General features: G+C 57.3%; 20 protein-coding genes. 14 read left to right on the top strand and 6 right to left on the bottom strand.

Annotated elements, in window-relative coordinates; all coding sequences use genetic code 11:
• The 9 genes from cheR (at position 1) to bglB (ending at position 9,792) form a co-directional block, all read left to right on the top strand.
• Complete coding sequence (cheR, locus tag C3F35_RS20670; protein WP_032611974.1) at positions 1-867, top strand: protein-glutamate O-methyltransferase CheR; 867 nt, start codon at positions 1-3, stop codon at positions 865-867.
• Complete coding sequence (locus C3F35_RS20675; protein ID WP_032611972.1) at positions 864-1,913, top strand: protein-glutamate methylesterase/protein-glutamine glutaminase; 1,050 nt, start codon at positions 864-866, stop codon at positions 1,911-1,913. Before cheR ends, C3F35_RS20675 begins: the two co-directional genes overlap by 4 nt.
• Before the next feature lie 16 nt (positions 1,914-1,929).
• Entirely contained in the window at positions 1,930-2,319 is a 390-nt protein-coding gene (gene cheY / locus C3F35_RS20680; protein WP_032611971.1) for a chemotaxis response regulator CheY, read from the top strand.
• A 10-nt stretch (positions 2,320-2,329) separates the two neighbouring features.
• Positions 2,330-2,974, top strand: coding sequence for a protein phosphatase CheZ (gene cheZ, locus C3F35_RS20685; RefSeq protein ID WP_032611970.1), 645 nt, complete (start codon positions 2,330-2,332; stop codon positions 2,972-2,974).
• A 218-nt stretch (positions 2,975-3,192) separates the two neighbouring features.
• Positions 3,193-4,341 carry a flagellar biosynthesis protein FlhB gene (gene flhB / locus C3F35_RS20690; protein ID WP_103792223.1) on the top strand — a complete coding sequence of 383 codons (1,149 nt, stop codon included), beginning with the start codon at positions 3,193-3,195 and terminating at the stop codon, positions 4,339-4,341.
• Complete coding sequence (gene flhA, locus C3F35_RS20695; RefSeq protein WP_103792080.1) at positions 4,334-6,412, top strand: flagellar biosynthesis protein FlhA; 2,079 nt, start codon at positions 4,334-4,336, stop codon at positions 6,410-6,412. The genes flhB and flhA overlap by 8 nt, the downstream gene beginning before the upstream one ends.
• Positions 6,412-6,804, top strand: a complete 393-nt coding sequence (gene flhE / locus C3F35_RS20700; RefSeq protein ID WP_103792222.1) for a flagellar protein FlhE — start codon at positions 6,412-6,414, stop codon at positions 6,802-6,804. Before flhA ends, flhE begins: the two co-directional genes overlap by 1 nt.
• Before the next feature lie 260 nt (positions 6,805-7,064).
• On the top strand, positions 7,065-8,648 hold the full coding sequence (locus tag C3F35_RS20705; RefSeq protein WP_032611968.1) for an MFS transporter: 1,584 nt from the start codon (positions 7,065-7,067) through the stop codon (positions 8,646-8,648).
• 4 nt (positions 8,649-8,652) lie between these two features.
• Positions 8,653-9,792, top strand: coding sequence for a beta-galactosidase BglB (bglB, locus tag C3F35_RS20710; protein WP_032611967.1), 1,140 nt, complete (start codon positions 8,653-8,655; stop codon positions 9,790-9,792).
• Between the two features lie 91 nt (positions 9,793-9,883).
• Here the strand turns inward: bglB and argS are convergent, their stop codons facing one another.
• Positions 9,884-11,617, bottom strand: coding sequence for an arginine--tRNA ligase (gene argS, locus C3F35_RS20715; RefSeq protein ID WP_032611966.1), 1,734 nt, complete (start codon positions 11,615-11,617; stop codon positions 9,884-9,886).
• A 175-nt stretch (positions 11,618-11,792) separates the two neighbouring features.
• On the opposite strand from argS, the gene C3F35_RS20720 reads away from it, so the two are divergent.
• A complete protein-coding gene (locus C3F35_RS20720) occupies positions 11,793-12,353 on the top strand; it encodes a VOC family protein (RefSeq protein WP_103792079.1) in 561 nt (186 codons plus the stop codon).
• Between the two features lie 85 nt (positions 12,354-12,438).
• A complete protein-coding gene (gene cutC / locus C3F35_RS20725) occupies positions 12,439-13,182 on the top strand; it encodes a copper homeostasis protein CutC (protein WP_103792078.1) in 744 nt (247 codons plus the stop codon).
• Positions 13,183-13,374: 192 nt separating this feature from the next.
• Here cutC and cmoB read toward each other — a convergent pair whose 3' ends face one another.
• From cmoB to C3F35_RS20750, 5 genes are read right to left on the bottom strand one after another with little or no spacing between them, the layout of a single operon-like run.
• Positions 13,375-14,346, bottom strand: coding sequence for a tRNA 5-methoxyuridine(34)/uridine 5-oxyacetic acid(34) synthase CmoB (gene cmoB, locus C3F35_RS20730; RefSeq protein ID WP_032611961.1), 972 nt, complete (start codon positions 14,344-14,346; stop codon positions 13,375-13,377).
• Positions 14,343-15,083, bottom strand: a complete 741-nt coding sequence (gene cmoA, locus C3F35_RS20735; protein ID WP_077227042.1) for a carboxy-S-adenosyl-L-methionine synthase CmoA — start codon at positions 15,081-15,083, stop codon at positions 14,343-14,345. The genes cmoB and cmoA overlap by 4 nt, the downstream gene beginning before the upstream one ends.
• A gap of 40 nt (positions 15,084-15,123) precedes the next feature.
• Entirely contained in the window at positions 15,124-15,519 is a 396-nt protein-coding gene (locus C3F35_RS20740) for an MAPEG family protein (protein ID WP_032611959.1), read from the bottom strand.
• Between the two features lie 51 nt (positions 15,520-15,570).
• Positions 15,571-16,389 (bottom strand): DUF72 domain-containing protein, encoded by an 819-nt coding sequence (locus tag C3F35_RS20745; RefSeq protein WP_059307631.1) that lies wholly within the window; start codon positions 16,387-16,389, stop codon positions 15,571-15,573.
• Positions 16,386-16,952: a hydrolase gene (locus C3F35_RS20750; protein WP_059307632.1), complete on the bottom strand. Its 567-nt coding sequence runs from the start codon at positions 16,950-16,952 to the stop codon at positions 16,386-16,388. The genes C3F35_RS20745 and C3F35_RS20750 overlap by 4 nt, the downstream gene beginning before the upstream one ends.
• 240 nt (positions 16,953-17,192) lie before the next feature.
• Between C3F35_RS20750 and aspS the strand changes: the two genes are divergently transcribed.
• The 3 genes from aspS to C3F35_RS20765 all read left to right on the top strand — a co-directional run bounded on the left by aspS (position 17,193) and on the right by C3F35_RS20765 (position 20,291).
• Positions 17,193-18,965, top strand: coding sequence for an aspartate--tRNA ligase (gene aspS, locus C3F35_RS20755; protein WP_032611955.1), 1,773 nt, complete (start codon positions 17,193-17,195; stop codon positions 18,963-18,965).
• A gap of 1 nt (position 18,966) precedes the next feature.
• Entirely contained in the window at positions 18,967-19,410 is a 444-nt protein-coding gene (gene nudB, locus C3F35_RS20760; RefSeq protein ID WP_032611952.1) for a dihydroneopterin triphosphate diphosphatase, read from the top strand.
• A gap of 140 nt (positions 19,411-19,550) precedes the next feature.
• Positions 19,551-20,291, top strand: a complete 741-nt coding sequence (locus C3F35_RS20765; protein WP_032611949.1) for a YebC/PmpR family DNA-binding transcriptional regulator — start codon at positions 19,551-19,553, stop codon at positions 20,289-20,291.
• Positions 20,292-20,321: the final 30 nt, after the last annotated feature.

The raw sequence follows: 20,321 nt of genomic DNA on the forward strand, positions 1-20,321 counted from the left end.
ATGACATCACCACTGCCCTCAGGGCAATCGTCATTACTGTTACAGATGACACAGCGCCTCGCGCTGTCCGATGCGCATTTTCGTCGGATATGTCAGTTAATCTACCAGCGCGCGGGGATCGTGCTTGCCGATCACAAGCGGGACATGGTCTACAACCGTCTTGTGCGTCGCTTGCGAACGCTCGAGCTGGATGATTTTGGTCGCTACCTCGGCATGCTGGAAGCGAACCCGAACAGCGCGGAGTGGCAGGCGTTTATCAACTCCCTGACCACTAACCTGACTGCCTTTTTCCGGGAAGCACACCACTTCCCGGTGCTGGCGGAACATGCGCGTCGCCGCAGCGGCGAGTATCGCGTATGGAGTGCGGCGGCCTCGACCGGCGAGGAGCCTTACTCTCTCGCCATCACCCTGGCCGATACCCTGGGGACCGCGCCGGGCCGCTGGAAGGTCTTCGCCAGCGATATTGATACCGAAGTGCTGCAAAAAGCGCAGAGCGGTATCTATCGCCAGGACGAGCTGAAAACCCTGTCGCCGCAGCAGCTTCAGCGCTATTTCATGCGCGGCACTGGCCCGCATGAGGGGCTGGTACGGGTGCGCAGTGAACTGGCGAATGCGGTGGAGTTCTCCATGGTCAATCTGCTGGAGAAGCAGTACAACGTGGCGGGGCCCTTTGACGCCATTTTCTGCCGTAATGTGATGATCTATTTCGACAAAACGACGCAGCAGGAGATCCTGCGCCGCTTTGTACCGTTGCTCAAGCCGGACGGATTACTGTTTGCCGGGCACTCGGAGAATTTCAGCAATCTCGTGCGCGAATTCAGCCTGCGTGGGCAGACGGTATATGCGCTGAGTAAGGATAAAGCATGAGTAAAATCAGGGTCTTGTCAGTTGATGATTCGGCGTTAATGCGCCAGATCATGACGGAGATTATCAACAGTCACAGCGACATGGAGATGGTGGCGACGGCCCCCGATCCGCTGGTAGCCCGGGATTTAATCAAAAAATATAACCCCGACGTGCTGACCCTGGATGTCGAAATGCCGCGTATGGACGGCATCGACTTCCTTGAGAAGTTAATGCGTCTGCGGCCGATGCCGGTGGTGATGGTCTCTTCACTGACCGGCAAAGGTTCCGAGATCACCCTGCGGGCGCTGGAGCTGGGGGCGGTGGATTTCGTCACCAAACCGCAGCTCGGCATTCGTGAAGGGATGTTGGCGTACAGCGAGATGATCGCGGAGAAAATCCGTACCGCCGCGCGGGCGCGGGTAGCGACGCACAAGCCGATGGCCGCGCCTGCCACCCTGAAAGCAGGCCCGCTGTTAAGCTCGGAAAAACTGCTGGTTATTGGGGCATCGACCGGGGGAACAGAGGCAATTCGGCATGTACTCCAGCCATTGCCGCTCTCAAGCCCAGGTATTCTGATTACCCAGCACATGCCGCCAGGCTTTACCCGTTCGTTTGCGGAGCGTCTGAACAAGCTGTGTCAGATCAGCGTGAAAGAGGCGGAAGATGGCGAGCGCGTTCTGCCGGGGCATGCCTACATTGCACCGGGCGACAAGCATATGGAGCTGGCGCGCAGCGGCGCGAACTATCAAATCAAAATTCATGACGGGCCGCCGGTTAACCGGCACCGTCCGTCGGTGGATGTGCTGTTTCATTCGGTGGCGAAACATGCGGGGCGCAACGCCGTTGGGGTGATCCTGACGGGGATGGGCAACGACGGCGCCGCCGGAATGCTTGCGATGCACCAGGCTGGCGCCTGGACCATCGCGCAGAATGAAGCAAGTTGTGTAGTGTTCGGCATGCCGCGCGAGGCCATCAATATGGGTGGCGTCAGCGAAGTGGTCGATCTTAGTCAGGTTAGTCAGCAGATGCTGGCAAAAATCAGTGCCGGACAGGCAATACGTATTTAACGAGGAGTGTAGTTTTATGGCGGACAAAGAGCTCAAGTTTTTGGTTGTGGATGACTTTTCCACCATGCGTCGCATCGTGCGCAACCTGCTGAAAGAGCTGGGTTTTAATAATGTTGAAGAAGCGGAAGACGGTGTTGATGCACTGAACAAACTGAATGCCGGTGGCTTTGGTTTTGTCATTTCTGACTGGAACATGCCAAACATGGATGGTCTGGAACTGCTGAAAACCATTCGTGCGAATGCTGCGATGGCCTCTATGCCTGTGCTGATGGTAACGGCCGAAGCGAAGAAAGAGAACATTATTGCTGCGGCACAGGCTGGCGCAAGCGGGTATGTGGTGAAGCCATTCACCGCTGCAACTTTGGAAGAAAAACTCGGTAAGATCTTCGAGAAACTCGGCATGTGAGGTACGGGAGATGATGCAGCCTTCGATTAAACCCACGGATGAGCATTCACCCGGTGACATAATTGCCCGGATCGGTAGCCTGACGCGCATGCTGCGCGACAGCCTGCGTGAGCTGGGACTGGATCAGGCGATTGCGGAAGCCGCGGAAGCGATCCCCGATGCCCGTGACCGTCTTGACTATGTTGTGCAAATGACTGCCCAGGCGGCAGAGCGTGCGCTGAACAGTGTTGAAGCGTCGCAGCCGCATCAGGATGAGATGGAAAAGGGCGCGAAAGCGCTGACCAAACGCTGGGACGAGTGGTTCGAAAATCCAATCGAACTGTCCGACGCCCGCGAACTGGTCACCGATACTCGCCAGTACCTGGGTGACGTGCCGGGCCATACCAGCTTCACTAACGCGCAGCTGCTGGACATCATGATGGCGCAGGATTTCCAGGATCTGACCGGTCAGGTGATCAAGCGCATGATGGATGTGATCCAGGAGATTGAGCGTCAGCTGTTGATGGTGCTGCTGGAGAACATGCCGGAACCTTCCGCACGTCCGCAGCGCGAGAACGAAAGCCTGCTGAATGGCCCGCAGCTCGACACCACCAAAGCTGGTGTTGTGGCGAGCCAGGATCAGGTCGACGACCTGCTGGACAGCTTAGGCTTCTAGCCCACAGAGAATGTGCGCAAAGCGGGCATTGCCCGGCACAAATGCCACCTGCAAAGGTGGCATTTTTTCGTCCTCTCACTGATTCGTGGCACGCCTTCGATTGCCCCGGTCACACCTGAATGGCCTAAATCGGCCCTTTTAACGTCCTTAATTAACCCATTGGTCGCGCGCGGCTTTGGCATCATATCGTCCAGACCTCTACCTGCGAGATGCTTGCCGTGGCAGAAGATAGCGACGACAAAACAGAAGCCCCCACACCCCACCGACTTGATAAAGCGCGTGAGGAAGGGCAGATACCCCGATCCAAGGAACTCACCTCCCTGCTGATTTTATTAGTGGGCGTGTGCATTATCTGGATTGGTGGGGAGTCCCTTGCCCGCAGACTGGCCGGTATGCTTTCGGCCGGGTTGCGCTTCGATCACAGCATGGTTAACGACCCGAACCTGATCCTCAGCCAGATTATCCTGCTGATTAAAAGCGCGATGGTCGCGCTGCTGCCGCTGATCACCGGAGTGGTGCTGGTGGCGCTGGTGTCGCCGGTGATGCTGGGCGGGCTAGTGTTTAGCGGAAAATCGCTGCAGTTTAAATTTTCCAAACTCAACCCGCTGCCCGGCATCGCGCGGATGTTCTCCGCCCAGACCGCCGCTGAGCTGCTGAAAGCGTTGATGAAAGCCACGCTGATGGGTAGCGTGGCCGGCTTTTTTATCTGGCATAACTGGCCGGAGATGATGCGCCTGATCAGCGAATCGCCTTTTACCGCGATGCGCAACGCGCTCAACCTGGTGGGGTTATGTTCGCTGCTGGTGGTTCTGGCGATTATCCCTATGGTGGGTTTTGACGTCTTCTTCCAGATTTACAGCCACATTAAAAAACTGCGCATGTCCCGTCAGGATATCCGCGATGAATACAAGCAGATGGAAGGTGACCCGCACGTCAAAGGCCGTATTCGCCAGATGCAGCGTGCCGCCGCCCGTCGCCGGATGATGGAAGATGTGCCGAAAGCGGATGTCATCGTCACCAACCCGACCCACTACTCCGTTGCGCTGCAGTATGACGAAAACAAAATGAGCGCGCCGAAGGTCGTGGCGAAAGGGGCAGGGCTGATTGCGCTGCGGATCCGCGAAATAGGTGATGAAAACCGTATTCCGATGCTGGAAGCCCCGCCGCTGGCGCGTGCGCTTTATCGCCATGCGGAAATTGGACAACAAATCCCAGGCCAGCTGTATGCCGCAGTGGCGGAAGTGCTGGCATGGGTGTGGCAGTTGAAACGCTGGCGTCTGGCCGGTGGTCAACGGCCTGTGAAACCTGAGAATCTCCCGGTGCCTGCAGCGCTGGATTTTATGAACGAGAAGGACTCTGATGGCTAATCTGGTGGCAATGTTGCGCCTCCCCGGCAACCTGAAATCGACTCAATGGCAGATCCTTGCCGGGCCGATCCTCATCCTGCTAATTCTGTCGATGATGGTCTTGCCGCTTCCGGCATTCATCCTCGACCTGCTTTTCACCTTCAACATTGCGCTCTCAATCATGGTGCTGCTGGTGGCGATGTTCACCCAGCGTACCCTGGATTTCGCCGCATTCCCGACCATTCTGCTGTTCACCACGCTGTTGCGCCTGGCGCTGAACGTGGCCTCCACCCGTATCATCCTGATGGACGGGCATACCGGCGGTGCGGCGGCAGGTAAGGTGGTCGAGGCCTTCGGCCACTTCCTGGTGGGCGGTAACTTCGCCATCGGTATCGTGGTGTTTGTCATCCTCGTGATCATCAACTTTATGGTTATCACCAAAGGTGCGGGACGTATCGCGGAAGTGGGCGCACGTTTCGTACTGGACGGGATGCCGGGCAAACAGATGGCAATTGACGCCGACCTGAACGCCGGGCTGATTGGCGAAGATGAAGCGAAAAAACGCCGTGCCGACGTAACCCAGGAGGCCGACTTCTACGGCTCGATGGATGGTGCGAGTAAGTTCGTTCGCGGGGATGCCATCGCCGGTATTCTGATCATGGTGATCAACGTGGTGGGCGGCCTGCTGGTTGGGGTTCTGCAACACGGAATGGACATGGGCCATGCGGCAGAAAGCTATACGCTGCTGACCATCGGTGACGGCCTGGTCGCCCAGATCCCGGCGCTGGTGATCTCCACCGCGGCCGGTGTGATCGTCACCCGCGTCGCCACCGACCAGGACGTCGGCGAGCAGATGGTGACCCAGCTGTTCAGCAACCCGAACGTGCTGATGCTGTCGGCGGCGGTACTGGGGCTGCTGGGCCTGGTGCCAGGCATGCCGAACTTCGTCTTCCTGCTCTTCACCGGTGCGCTGCTGGGCCTGGCCTGGTGGCTGCGCGGGCGCGAGACCAAACCGAAGGCCGAGCCTGCGCCGATTAAAATGCCGGAAAACACCCAGGCGGTGGAAGCCACGTGGAACGACGTCCAGCTTGAAGATTCACTGGGGATGGAAGTGGGCTATCGCTTGATCCCGATGGTTGATTCCCAACAGGACGGCGAACTGCTGGGGCGTATCCGCAGTATCCGTAAAAAATTCGCCCAGGACATGGGCTTCCTGCCACCGGTGGTGCATATCCGCGACAATATGGATCTGCCGCCTGCACGCTACCGCATCCTGATGAAAGGGGTGGAGATCGGCAGCGGCGACGCCTATCCGGGGCGCTGGCTGGCAATTAACCCGGGCACGGCGGCGGGCACGCTGCCGGGGGAACAAACTATCGACCCGGCCTTTGGTCTGGCGGCAATCTGGATCGAAAGCGCCCTGAAAGAGCAGGCGCAGATCCAGGGCTATACCGTGGTGGAAGCCAGTACCGTGGTCGCCACCCATCTCAACCACATTATTAGCCAGCATTCTGCGGAGCTGTTTGGTCGCCAGGAAGCACAGCAGCTGTTGGATCGCGTGACCCAGGAGATGCCGAAGCTGACCGAAGACCTGGTGCCTGGCGTGCTGACCCTGACCACGCTGCACAAGGTGCTGCAAAACCTGCTCGACGAGAAAGTGCCGATCCGCGATATGCGTACCATTCTGGAAACCCTGGCCGAACATGCGCCGTTGCAAAACGATCCGCACGAGCTGACGGCAGTGGTGCGCGTGGCGCTGGGCCGCGCCATCACCCAGCAGTGGTTCCCGGGCACCGGCGAAGTGCAGGTGATTGGGTTAGACACGCCGCTTGAGCGTCTGCTGCTGCAGGCGTTGCAGGGCGGTGGCGGGCTGGAGCCGGGGCTGGCGGATCGTCTGCTGGCGCAAACCCAGGAGGCGTTGCAGCGTCAGGAGATGCTGGGCGCGCCGCCGGTGCTGCTGGTCAATCACGCCCTGCGTCCGCTGCTGTCGCGCTTCCTGCGCCGTAGCCTGACGCAGCTGGTGGTCCTGTCGAACATGGAGCTGTCGGACAATCGCCACATCCGCATGACCGCCAGCATTGGAGGTCAATGATGCGTAAACTCTTGTGGTTACTGGCGCTGCCAATGGTGGCGCAGGCGGCAGGCGAGGGGGCGTGGCAGGACAGCAGTATCGGCCTGACCCTCAATAACCGCGGCGTGGCAGCCTCGTCGCGCCCGCTCTCTGCGAAGCAACCGGTGTCGGGTTTGATGACGCTGGTGGCCTGGCGCTATGAGCTGAACGGCCCGATCCCGGCTGGCCTGCGGGTGCGGTTATGCTCCCAGGCGCGCTGCACCGAACTGGACGGTGCCAGCGGCACCACCCATGCCTTTAACAGCGTACCCGCGGCTGAGCCGCTGCGCTTTATCTGGGAAGTGCCCGGCGGCGGTCGCCTGATCCCCGCCCTGAAGGTGCAACGTAACGAAGTGATCGTCAACTACCGCTAAATGCCCGCTTTTTCGCCGGTTATCAGGCCATTCTGATGACTGGCTCTCATTATTGACCTCGCCTTTTGAAGCAAAAGAAACACTGTTTTATAAAAGAGTGACGCGCGTAGTAAATCTCTTTGCATTTTTGCCAGTTGCCGGATAGCGGTGGCAGAAACAGAAAGGTATCCGCGTAGGGATACTTTTACTGTAACCCTGTAGACACTCCCGTTCCCTCCGGGTTAACCGGGAGTCATCTGAAACTTACAGGGTCGACGGTAATGAAAACACGTAAAATTGGACTTGCAAACTATCTGGCCTACGGATCGGGCGATTTTCTCGGAGCGGGAACCACAGCGTTAACCGCTGCCTGGTTGCTCTATTTCTATACCACTTTCTGCGGCCTTACGCCGATTGAGGCCACCTTCATCTTTGCTGCCGCAAGGGTGCTCGATGCCGTCGTCAGTCCGCTGATGGGCTTCCTGACCGATAACTTTGGTACCACCTGGCTTGGCAAACGCTTTGGCCGCCGTAAGTTCTTTATCCTGCTCGGTATCCCGTGCGTCTTCAGCTACTCGCTGATGTGGGTCGGGGATATGGGCTTCTGGTACTACCTGCTGACCTATCTGGTCTTTGATATTGTTTACACCATGATCCTGGTACCGTACGAAACGCTGGTGCCGGAAATGACCGATGATTTCAAACAGAAAACTAAGTTCTCCGGCGCGCGTATCTCTATGGCGCAGATGTCGGCCATTCTGGCGTCGTTCCTGCCGGGCATTCTGTTAACCCATTTTGGCAAAGACAATGCCATCTCCTTCTTCTATGCCAGCCTGGTGTTCTCGGTGCTGTGCGCCCTGATGCTCACCTTCGTCTGGTTCTTTACCTGGGAACGCCCGCGTGAAGAGTGGAGCGAAGCCGCGCTGCGTGCAGAAGAAGAGAAGAAAAAACTGACCCTCGGTCAGAGCCTGAACCGTCTGTTCGTTGAGTTAAGTTCCACCCTGCGGATCAAAATTTTCCGTCAGCATCTGGGCATGTACCTCGGGGGTTATATCGCGCAGGACGTGTTTAACGCCGTCTTTACCTACTACGTGGTCTTTGTGCTGATGCAGGAAGCGTCAATGGCCTCGAACCTGCTGGGCACGATGGCCATCTTCCAGTTCCTCGCCGTGATCGCCATGATCCCACTGTGCATCCGCTTTGGCCCGGCCCCGTCCTACCGCATGGTGGTGGTGCTGTTTGGTCTGGCGTCGCTCTCCTACGCAGGGCTTTATTATGCCGGTATGAGCGATATCTACGCGCTGCTGTTGCTGGTGTCTGCTCTGGCAGGTCTGGGTCGCGGTGGCATCAACTATGTACCCTGGAATACCTACACCTACATTGCTGACGTGGATGAAGTGATCACCGGTCAACGTCGCGAAGGCATCTTTGCAGGCATCATGACCTTAACCCGCAAAGCGTCGCAGGCGGGGGCCATCATGCTTGTAGGTATCGTCATGCAGATGTCCGGCTTTGTCAGCGGGCAGAAGGTACAGCCTGAAGAGGTAAGCCACACCATCCTGATGATCCTGAGCGTGGGCACCATTCTGGTCCTGTGCTGCGGCTTCCTGGTGTCACTGCGCTTTAAGCTGAACTTACAAACGCACAGCACGCTGCGTGAAGAGACCGCCAAAATGCGTGAGTCTGGCCGTGCAATGCCGGAGACCGCTACACCGCAGGCGCGCGCTACGGTCGAAATGCTGGCCGGTATGCCGTACGACTGCCTGTGGGGTAACAACAACATCGGCTATCTGAATCGCAATAAACCCGCTGCACCGTCCCTGAAAGAACGTGCTCCACTGAATTCGACATACAACAGAGGTTAAGATTATGAAGGTTTGGCCTGTCAAACATAGCCCGTTACTGCGTCAGCCCGAGCGTTTTATCGCCAGGGATGAACTGAAAGCGCTGATCCAGAAAGTGACGCATAACCTGGTGAACATTCACGATAAAACCGGCGAGTTTTTACTGCGGCTGGACGACGGGCGCGTAATCGACACCAAAGGCTGGGCGGGCTGGGAGTGGACGCATGGGGTCGGTCTCTACGGTATCTGGCAGTATTACTGCCAGACCGGGGATGAAGGCATGCGCGATATCATCGACAGCTGGTTTGCCGACCGCTTCGCCGAAGGGGCCACGACCAAAAACGTCAACACCATGTCGCCGTTTTTGACCCTTGCGTATCGCTATGAAGAGACGCGCAACCCGGCATGGCTGCCGTGGCTGGAGAGCTGGGCAGAGTGGGCGATGAACGACATGCCGCGCACCGATCACGGCGGTATGCAGCACATCACCCTGGCAGAAGAGAACCATCAGCAGATGTGGGATGACACCCTGATGATGACCGTCCTGCCGCTGGCGAAGATTGGCAAACTGCTTAATAAACCGGAATACGTGGAAGAGGCGGTCTATCAGTTCCTGCTGCATGTGCAAAACCTGATGGATCGGGAGACCGGGCTATGGTTCCACGGCTGGAACTACGACGGTCAGCACAACTTTGCCAATGCCCGCTGGGCACGCGGCAACAGCTGGCTGACCATCGTGATACCCGACTTCCTGGAGCTGGTGGATCTGCCGGAGAACAACGCCGTGCGCCGTTATCTGGTGCAGGTGCTGAATGCGCAGATCGCCGCCCTGGCGAAATGTCAGGATGAGAGCGGCCTGTGGCATACGCTGCTTGATGATCCAAACTCCTATCTGGAGGCCTCGGCGACGGCGGGGTTCAGCTACGGGATCCTGAAAGCGGTGCGTAAGCGTTATGTGGCGGCGGAATACGCCATAGTTGCCGAGAAAGCCATTCGCGGGATTGTGAAGAACATCTCCCCGGACGGCGAACTGCTGCAAACCTCGTTTGGAACCGGGATGGGCAGCGATCTGGAGTTCTATCGCCAGATCCCGCTAACCTCCATGCCGTACGGCCAGGCGATGGCGATCCTCTGTTTAACGGAATATCTCCGCAAGTACTTCTGATAATAAAAAACCCGGCAGATGCCGGGTTTTTTATTCGTTCTGTAGCCCTGATGGCGTTTCGCTACCGGGGCTAGCCAATCATCACACCTGATTACATACGTTCTACGGTTTCGATACCCAGGGTATCCAGACCCAGCTTCAGGGTCTTCGCCGTCAGCTGCGCCAGCTTCAGGCGGCTGTTGCGCACGGCTTCACTCTCAGCAGAGAGAATAGGGCAGTGTTCGTAGAAGCCAGAGAACAGACCCGCCAGATCGTACAGGTAGGCACACATCACATGCGGCGTACCGTCGCGGGCGACCACGGCCAGCGTCTCTTCGAACTGCAGCAGGCGCGCCGCCAGCTGTGCTTCGCGATCTTCGCTGATGGTCACCTGCGCCTGGGCCAGCACGCTTTCGTCAATGTCGGCTTTACGGAAGACGGACAGCACACGGGTATAGGCATACTGCATATACGGGGCGGTGTTGCCTTCGAAGGCCAGCATGTTATCCCAGTCGAACACGTAATCGGTGGTACGGTTCTTGGAGAGATCCGCATACTTCACCGCACCGATACCGACGGCGTTAGCCAGTTTTTCCAGCTCGTCAGCAGGCATGTCCGGGTTTTTCTCGGCCACCAGACGACGGGCACGCTCCAGCGCCTCGTCCAGCAGATCTGCCAGCTTAACGGTGCCGCCCGCACGGGTTTTGAACGGCTTGCCGTCTTTGCCCAGCATCATGCCGAACATGTGGTGTTCCAGCGGCACGGAATCCGGTACATAGCCTGCTTTACGCACGATGGTCCACGCCTGCATCAGGTGCTGGTGCTGACGGGAGTCGATGTAATAGAGGACGCGATCCGCATGCAGCGTCTCGTAACGATACTTGGCGCAGGCGATATCGGTCGTGGTATAGAGGTAGCCGCCATCCTTTTTCTGGATGATGACGCCCATCGGTTCGCCTTCTTTGTTTTTATACTCGTCAAGGAAGACCACCGTTGCGCCTTCGCTCTCGACCGCCAGCCCTTTGGCCTTCAGGTCGGCCACGATCCCGGCCAGCATCGGGTTGTACAGGCTCTCGCCCATCACATCCTTACGGGTCAGGGTGACATTCAGGCGATCGTAGGTGAGCTGGTTCTGGGACATGGTGATGTCTACCAGCTGACGCCACATCTGACGGAAATACTCGTCGCCGCCCTGCAGTTTCACCACGTAGCTACGTGCGCGCTCGGCAAAGGCTTCGTCTTCGTCATAGTGCTTTTTCGCGTCGCGGTAGAAGCCTTCGAGGTCGGCCAGCGCCATTTCACCCGCGTTATCCTGCTGCTGTTTTTCCAGCCAGGCGATCAGCATGCCGAACTGGGTACCCCAGTCACCGACGTGGTTCGCGCGGATCACGTTATGACCGAGGAACTCAAGGGTGCGCACCGAGGCGTCGCCGATAATGGTGGAGCGCAGGTGACCAACGTGCATCTCTTTCGCCACGTTAGGGGCGGAGTAGTCAACGACGATGGTTTGCGCTGGTGGCTGCGCCACGCCCAGACGGTCGGATTTCAGGGCTGCATCAACATGCTGCGCCAGGAAAGCAGGGTCGAGGAAGATATTGATAAAGCCCGGCCCGGCGATTTCGGTTTTGCTGGCGATACCCTGGAGATCCAGATGCGTCAGGACCTGCTCTGCGAGTTGTCGCGGCGCCATGCCCAGTTTTTTAGCTACTGCCATCACGCCATTGGCCTGATAGTCGCCAAACTGTACTTTCGCTGACTGACGAACCTGCGGTTCACAGTCTGCAGGTGCGCCTGCAGCAATCAGTGCCTGACTGACTTTTTCTGAGAGAAGAGCCTGAATATTCACCGGGATACCTTACATTTTTGACGCGGGCCATCATGCTGCCGCGCCCGTTAAAGAATTTAGGCCGGGAGTATACTGCAATTGCCCGTTGCCGTCAGCACTGGCTCAAATCAGCGGTTGGTCGCCGGGCTGCAACAGAGTAAATTAACGCTTTTGCATGACGATAAGAGTAGGAATGATGGCGAACTGGCAATCTGTTGACGAGCTGCAGGATATTGCAGCTGATTTACCGCGTTTCACCCAGGCTTTTACAGCACTTACCGGGCGCCTGGGGCTGGATATTGCCCCGCTCGCAGCAGACCATATCTCTCTGCGCTGCCACCAGAATGCCACCGCCGAACGCTGGCGACGCGGATTTGAGCAGTGCGGCGAGCTGCTCTCGGGAAACATCATCAATGGCCGCCCGATCTGCCTGTTTAAGTTGCATGAGCCGGTGTGCGTTGCTCACTGGCGCTTTACGGTCGTTGAACTGCCGTGGCCGGGTGAGAAACGCTATCCCCTCGAAGGCTGGGAGCACATCGAAATCGTGCTGCCTGGCGACCCCGATACCCTGAATGCCCGTGCCCTGGCGCTGCTGTCTGACCACGGACTGAGCCAGCCGGGGATCTTTGTCAAAACCAGTTCACCAAAAGGGGAGCGCGAACGTCTGCCGAACCCGACGCTGGCGGTCACCGATGGCAGCGTGACGGTGAAGTTTCACCCATGGACCATCGAAGAGATTGTCGCCAGCGAAGAATAATGCATAAGACTTTGTGAGCTGACGCCGTGTCGCAGATAAGGCGGCATGGCATGATGCAAAACCCAACTCATCGTAAGGAGGTTTCGTGGCATTGCTGGAGATTTGTTGTTACAGCATGGAGTGTGCCCTGACCGCGCAGCAGCAGGGTGCCGATCGTATTGAACTTTGTGCGGCCCCGAAAGAGGGCGGGCTGACCCCCTCGTATGGTGTGCTGAAATCGGTGCGTCAGGCGGTAAGTATCCCGGTGCATCCGATCATTCGCCCCCGCGGCGGGGACTTTTGCTACAGCCTGGGCGAGTTTGACGCCATGCTGGACGATATCGCCCTTGTGAAGCAACTGGGTTTCCCGGGGCTGGTAACCGGCCTGCTGAATGAGGATGGCCATATCGATATGCCGCGCATGCTCCAGATTATGGCCGCCGCGCAGGGGATGGCGGTAACTTTTCATCGCGCCTTCGATATGTGCGTAAATCCGCAGCAAGCCTTTGAAAACCTCGCGGAACTGGGGGTTGCACGGGTGCTCACCTCCGGCCAGCAGCCCTCTGCCGAAAAAGGTATTTCATTAATTAAGGAACTAAAAGGGCGATCAGGTGTTCCAATAATAATGGCAGGTGCTGGCGTTCGCGCCGCTAACCTGGAAACGTTTTTACAGGCAGGGGTAGAAGAGCTTCACAGCTCGGCAGGCAAATGGTTGCCGTCACCCATGCGCTATCGCAACACAGGCTTGTCGATGTCGACGGATGCCGAAGCGGATGAATATTCCCGCTATGGCGTCGATGGCGAGTCGGTTGCAGAGATGAAGGCGATAATCGAAAGGTTTCGCCGCTGAAACAGTTTTTACCGCGCATCATGTCGCCCAATATGATGCTTGTTTGTACCAGGCCCCTGCAATTTCAACAGGGGTCTTTTTTTGTCCATTTTATCCTTCCTGTTTCAAGCCACGCCGCTGCAACCTGAAATAGTCGGGATAAAACGCGCCCGATTAAGGCCGGGTCAGGCGAAGCCGCCACCCGGCAAAACACTAGGGTTTAGTGGCAATCAATACCGCACGGATCGGCGCCGGATAACCTTCAATGGTTTTTGTCCGATCGTCAGGATCGAGGAATTCGGCCAGCGACTCGGTGGTCATCCACTCGGTGCGGCGCTGCTCTTCGGTGGTGGTGACGCAAACATCTGCAATGCGGATATCAACAAAACCGCACTTCGCCAGCCAGTTTTTCAGCGCCAGCGCTGATGGGATAAAATAGACGTTACGCATCTGCGCATAACGGTCGCCCGGCACCAGCACCGCATTCTCATCGCCCTCAATCACCAGCGTTTCCAGCACCAGTTCGCCGCCACTGACCAGCTGATCTTTCAGCTGCCACAGGTGTTCCAGCGGGGAACGGCGATGATAGAGCACGCCCATTGAGAAGACAGTATCAAATGCCGCCAGAGCCGGAAGCTGCTCGATGCCCAACGGCAGCAGGTGCGCGCGCTGGTCGTTGCCCAGCAGTTTGCGCACGGCTTCGAATTGACAGAGGAACAACTGCATTGGGTCAATACCGACCGCCAGATGGGCGCCTGCGCCGATCATGCGCCACAAGTGATACCCGCTGCCGCAGCCCACGTCCAGAATGGTACGCCCGGTTAAATCGGACAGGTGCGGTAACACGCGGTCCCATTTCCAGTCTGAATGCCATTCAGTGTCGATATGCATGCCATACAGGGAGAACGGCCCCTTACGCCATGGCATCAGATTGCGCATCAGCTTGTCGAGGCGCAGCATCTGGCCTTCGCTCAGCGGCGTTTCGCTTTCAGCGGTGACGCTGTGCAGCAGATCCAGCTTATAAGGGGTCATCTCCGGCAGAAACTCGACCGCGTTACTCCACTGCTTAAACTGGCCGTGCAGCGATTCGCGCTGCCAGGCGGCGATCTGCCCAGGCAGGGTTTCCAGCCAGTGCGACAGGTGATTTTTAGCAATCAGCTGATAAAAGTTACCGAAATCAATCATGCCTCACCGCCTTTAAGCGCCACCAGAGAGCCAAAGTTAAAGCACTGGAACCACAGCTCGCTGTGGGCGAACCCGGCCTTATGCAGGCGGGCCTTGTGCGTTTCAACCGAGTCGGTCAGCATCACGTTCTCCAGCATGCTGCGCTTCTGGCTGATCTCCAGCTCGCTGTAGCCGTTGGCCCGTTTGAAATCGTGGTGCATGTTGAACAGCAGTTCGCCGACGGTGGCATCTTCGAAGCTGAATTTCTCAGACAGCACCAGCGCGCCGCCAGGGTTCAGCCCCTGATAAATTTTGTCCAGCAACAGCTGGCGATCGTCCGGCTCCAAAAATTGCAGGGTAAAATTCAGCACCACCATCGAGGCGTTTTTAATCTCAATATGGCGGATATCGCCTTCGACCACCTCGACCGGAGTCGGCGCTTTCCAGGCGTCGATATGGCGACGGCAACGTTCTACCATTGCCGGTGAGTTATCGACAGCGATGATATTACAGCCGTCGTGCTTGATGTTACGACGAACCGACAGCGTGGCCGCGCCCAGTGAACATCCCAGATCGTAGACCTGTGTGCCGGGCTGAACAAAACGTTCCGCCAGCATGCCGATCATGGAGATGATATTGGAGTAGCCGGGAACCGAGCGCTGGATCATATCCGGGAAGACTTCCGCTACCCGTTCATCGAAGGTCCAGTCGCCCAGACTGGCGATAGGCGCAGAAAAAAGCGTGTCGCGATCTGACATAACGTAAAAATCCGGGAAAAATAAAGGGGCGTATTGTGCGCTAATGCAATGAGAAAACCAACTCCCACGGCATATACCACAGGTTAGCCAGCACCATTAGCACAAGCGAACACCAGGTGGCGCTCATACCGGAGCGGCGCCAGCGGAACAGCCGCTGATGCAGGCCATAATAGTGCATCAGGCGTCCGGCAATCAGCAGCAGGCCGCAGACATGCACCATCCAGGTCTCGGCGCCGTTCATTTCCATAAACAACAGCAGGATCAAGGCAGCCGGGATGTACTCCACCGCATTGCCATGAATGCGGATCGCGGTTTGCAGCTCCGAAAACCCACCGTCGCCATAAGAGACGCGGTATAACATCCGCAGGCGCGCAACGTCGAACGAAAACTTAATTAACAGTAACGCACCCAGCACCGCATACAGCGCGCAAACCATACAAACTCCCTGTTTTTTGGCAGATGGCACTTCATATGATAGGGGCTGGGATCAGAAAAGAGAAGATTGCTGCGGAATGGTGGGGGCATCGCCTATCGACGGAGCCACGTCCCGCAAGGCTTGCCAGAGAGCATCGACCAGTTCAGGTGCCTGGGCAATATCAGGCGTATGTAAAAAAAGATACGGCGTGGCGGTCTGTTCCCACTTCGCCAGGGTCTGCAACCAGACGGCAAACAGCGCCTGGTTTTGTGGCATATTGTCGCTGCCGATAAAACGCACCATCGGGTTGCTGGCGGTCATCACCGCATGCACCGGCACTTTCGGTTTTTTGCGCTGGGCGTCGATGATGGCTTCGTTGTGCGGCACGGCGGCATGTACCGGACGGCTGTCAAGGATGGTTCGATTGACGCCGCGCTCGTGCAGACCGCGATTGAGCGCTTGCTCTGCCTCGCCTTTCATGAAGAACTCAGGATGACGAACTTCAACCCCGTAGGTAAATTCCCGGGGCAGGCCATCGAGGAACTGCCATAATGCAGGCAGATCGCGGGGGCCAAAGGTGGCGGGGAGCTGCACCCAGTACTGGCCGATGCGGTTCGCCAGCGGTGACAGCCGGGAGAAAAACTCCTCGGTCAAATCGTCGCAATTACGCAGCGCGGCCTGATGGGAGATGGTGGCCGGGAATTTAAAGCAAAAACGAAAATCGTCGCGGGTTTGCTCCCGCCAGCGCGCCACCACCTCGGCCTTTGGCAGGGCGTACAGCGTGGTGTTGCCCTCCACACAGTTAAAGTGGCGGGCGTACTCTTCAAGACCGTTAATGCCCAGCCGCACCCACTTCGGGTGCGACCATTGGGGTAAACCCAGATAGATCATAGCGCGTTGATAATCTCTTCAGTGCTGCGCACACGGGCGATGCGCGGGAAGATATGGGTCATGCTGGCCTGATGCTGCTCGGTGGTGGCCGTGCTGCATGCATCTTCGGCGATCACCAGATTAAAGCCCATCTCCCAGGCGTTGCGCGCGGTAGATTCCACGCCAATATTGGTGGCGATCCCGCAGAGAATTATAGTCTCGATGCCGCGACGACGCAGCTGCAGCTCAAGATCGGTGCCGTAGAAAGCGCCCCACTGGCGTTTGGTCACTTCAATATCGCTCTCCTGCTTGCCAAGTGACAGCGGGTAGTCCCACCAGTTGTCCGGCAGGGCATGGGCCGCCCCCTGGGCATCGACAGGCTGTTTCAGCGCTTCGGCGAAGTCAGCAGACCAGCCGACACGGACCAACACCACCGGCGAACCGTTGGCGCGGCATTTTTCTGCCAGGCGGGCGCTGCGGCTGACCACGTCCTGGGCGGTATGCGGGCCACCGGCAAAGGGCAGGATCCCTTCCTGTAAATCGATGACGACCAGGGCAGTTTTAGCAGCGTCGAATGTCAACATGGTTTTTCCTGTTAAATAGTTAGTGTTGCTAATACCTTACGCTGCCATGGCGTGTTCCGGGCCTGATATTTTTGTTAATTTTTGTGAGAATATGCAAGATGCGAGCAGCAATCGCGCGTCTGGTGTGCTTCTCTCTTATCGTCTGGCGGAATTTCCAGTATAATAGCCGCCTTTTTTCATCCAGTTTGACATACAGAAAGCTGCGACCTTGTAGCCTGCGGCTAAGTTAAGGGATATCTCATGCGTACAGAATATTGCGGGCAGCTGCGTCAGTCCCACGTCGGACAGCAGGTGACCCTGTGTGGTTGGGTCAACCGTCGTCGTGATCTTGGCAGCCTTATCTTTATCGATATGCGCGACCGTGAAGGCATCGTGCAGGTGTTTTTCGATCCAGATCGTGCCGACGCGTTAAAGCTGGCCTCCGAGCTGCGTAATGAGTTCTGCATCCAGGTGACCGGCACCGTGCGTGCGCGTGACGAAAAGAACATCAACAGCGACATGGCGACCGGCGAAATCGAAGTGCTGGCGACCGATCTGACCATTATTAACCGTTCAGAATCACTGCCGCTGGACTTCAACCACGTCAATACCGAAGAAGCGCGTCTGAAATATCGCTACCTCGACCTGCGTCGCCCGGAAATGGCCGAGCGCCTGAAAACCCGTGCGAAAATCACCAGCCTGGTGCGCCGCTTTATGGACGATCACGGTTTCCTCGATATCGAAACCCCGATGCTGACCAAAGCGACCCCGGAAGGCGCACGTGACTACCTCGTGCCGTCCCGTGTACATAAAGGTAAATTCTACGCGCTGCCACAGTCTCCTCAGCTGTTCAAACAGCTGCTGATGATGTCCGGTTTCGATCGTTATTATCAGATCGTGAAATGCTTCCGTGACGAAGACCTGCGTGCTGACCGTCAGCCTGAATTCACCCAGATCGACGTCGAGACCTCCTTCATGACCGCCGAGCAGGTGCGTGAAGTGATGGAAGCGCTGGTGCGCAGCCTGTGGCAGGACGTGAAGGGCGTGGATCTGGGCGATTTCCCAATCATGACCTTCGCCGAAGCGGAACGTCGTTACGGCTCCGACAAACCAGACCTGCGTAACCCGATGGAGCTGGTGGACGTTGCTGACCTGCTAAAAGACGTTGAGTTTGCCGTCTTCTCCGGCCCGGCTAACGATGCGAAAGGCCGCGTGGCTGCTCTGCGCGTACCGGGTGGCGCAAGCTTAAGCCGTAAGCAAATCGACGACTACGGCAACTTCATCAAGATTTATGGCGCGAAAGGCCTGGCTTATATCAAAGTCACCGAACGTGCAAAAGGCATCGAAGGCATCACCAGCCCGGTTGCCAAATTCCTCAACGCTGACATCGTGGAATCCATTCTGGCGCGTACTGAAGCCCAGGACGGGGACATGATCTTCTTCGGCGCAGACAATAAGAAAGTGGTAGCGGATTCAATGGGTGCCCTGCGTCTGAAGCTGGGTAAAGACCTGAGCCTGACCGACGAAGCCAAATGGGCGCCGCTGTGGGTAATCGACTTCCCAATGTTTGAAGACGACGGCGAAGGCGGTCTGACCGCGATGCACCACCCGTTCACCTCTCCGAAAGAGATGACCGCGGCAGAGTTGAAGGCCGCCCCGGAAGATGCAGTGGCAAACGCCTACGACATGGTGATCAACGGCTACGAAGTCGGCGGCGGTTCCGTGCGTATTCACAGCGGCGACATGCAGCAGACCGTATTCGGCATTCTGGGCATCAACGAACAGGAACAGCGCGAGAAGTTTGGCTTCCTGCTGGACGCCCTGAAGTACGGCACACCGCCGCACGCAGGCCTGGCGTTTGGTCTGGATCGTCTCACCATGCTGCTGACCGGCACCGACAACATCCGTGATGTTATCGCCTTCCCGAAAACCACCGCTGCGGCCTGTCTGATGACCGAAGCGCCAAGCTTTGCTAACCCAACCTCACTGACCGAGTTGGGTATCGAAGTGGTGAAAAAGGAAGAGAAAAACTGATATGACATATAAGCTTCCCGTTTCTGTCTTAGTTGTCATTTATGCCCAGGACACGAAGCGGGTGCTGATGTTGCAGCGGCGCGACGATCCCGCGTTCTGGCAGTCGGTAACCGGCAGTCTGGAAGAAGGTGAAACCGCGCTGCAGGCCGCCGCGCGCGAAGTAAAGGAAGAGGTCGCCATTGATGTTGCTCGCGAGCAACTGACCCTGACGGACTGTCAGCGCACGGTGGATTTTGAAATTTTTAGCCATTTACGCCATCGCTATGCGCCGGGGACCGAACGCAATACAGAATCCTGGTTCTGCCTTGCGCTTCCCCACGAGCGGGAGATCGTGTTCACCGAACACCTGACTTACCGCTGGGTTAATGCGGTCGAGGCCGCAGGCTTAACCAAGTCGTGGAGCAACCGGCAGGCGATTGAAGAATTTGTAATCAATGTTAATTAATTTCCAGGCATTTCAGTGACCAGGAAGACGGCAAGGCCGAGCATCGCCAGTCGCTTACGTGGGTAAGTGACGGGTGTAAGCGGGCGTAGCCAACGCAACTGGTGGCTGAACGGCGCAGGATAATTTTTGAGGAACTTTTTATGGCAGGTCATAGTAAGTGGGCCAACACCAAACACCGCAAAGCGGCACAGGATGCCAAGCGCGGTAAGATCTTTACCAAAATCATTCGCGAACTGGTGACTGCAGCCCGTCTGGGCGGCGGCGACGCCGGTTCTAACCCGCGTCTGCGCGCAGCGATCGATAAAGCGCTGAGCAACAACATGACCCGTGACACGCTGAACCGTGCTATCGCCCGTGGTGTAGGCGGCGACGATGACACCAACATGGAAACCATCATTTATGAAGGTTACGGTCCAGGCGGCACGGCGGTCATGATTGAGTGCCTGTCCGACAACCGTAACCGTACCGTTGCTGAAGTGCGTCACGCCTTCACCAAAACCGGTGGCAACCTGGGCACCGACGGTTCCGTAGCTTACCTGTTCAGCAAAAAAGGCGTGATCTCCTTCGAGAAAGGCGACGAAGATGTGATCATGGAAGCCGCGCTGGAAGCCGGTGCTGAAGACGTGGTGACCTACGACGACGGCGCGATTGATGTTTATACCGCATGGGAAGAGATGGGCGCGGTGCGTGATGCGCTGGAAGCGGCGGGCCTGAAAGCCGACGCGGCTGAAGTTACCATGATCCCGTCCACCAAAGCGGACATGGATGCGGAAACCGCACCAAAACTGCTGCGTCTGATCGACATGCTCGAAGATTGCGACGACGTGCAGGAAGTTTACCACAACGGTGAAATCTCCGACGAGGTTGCGGCAACGCTGTAATGGCTGAGCCTAAACCGACAACCGGAGAGG

Origin of the sequence: Leclercia sp. LSNIH3 (assembly GCF_002935105.1) — a bacterium.
GTDB lineage: Bacteria > Pseudomonadota > Gammaproteobacteria > Enterobacterales > Enterobacteriaceae > Enterobacter > Enterobacter adecarboxylatus.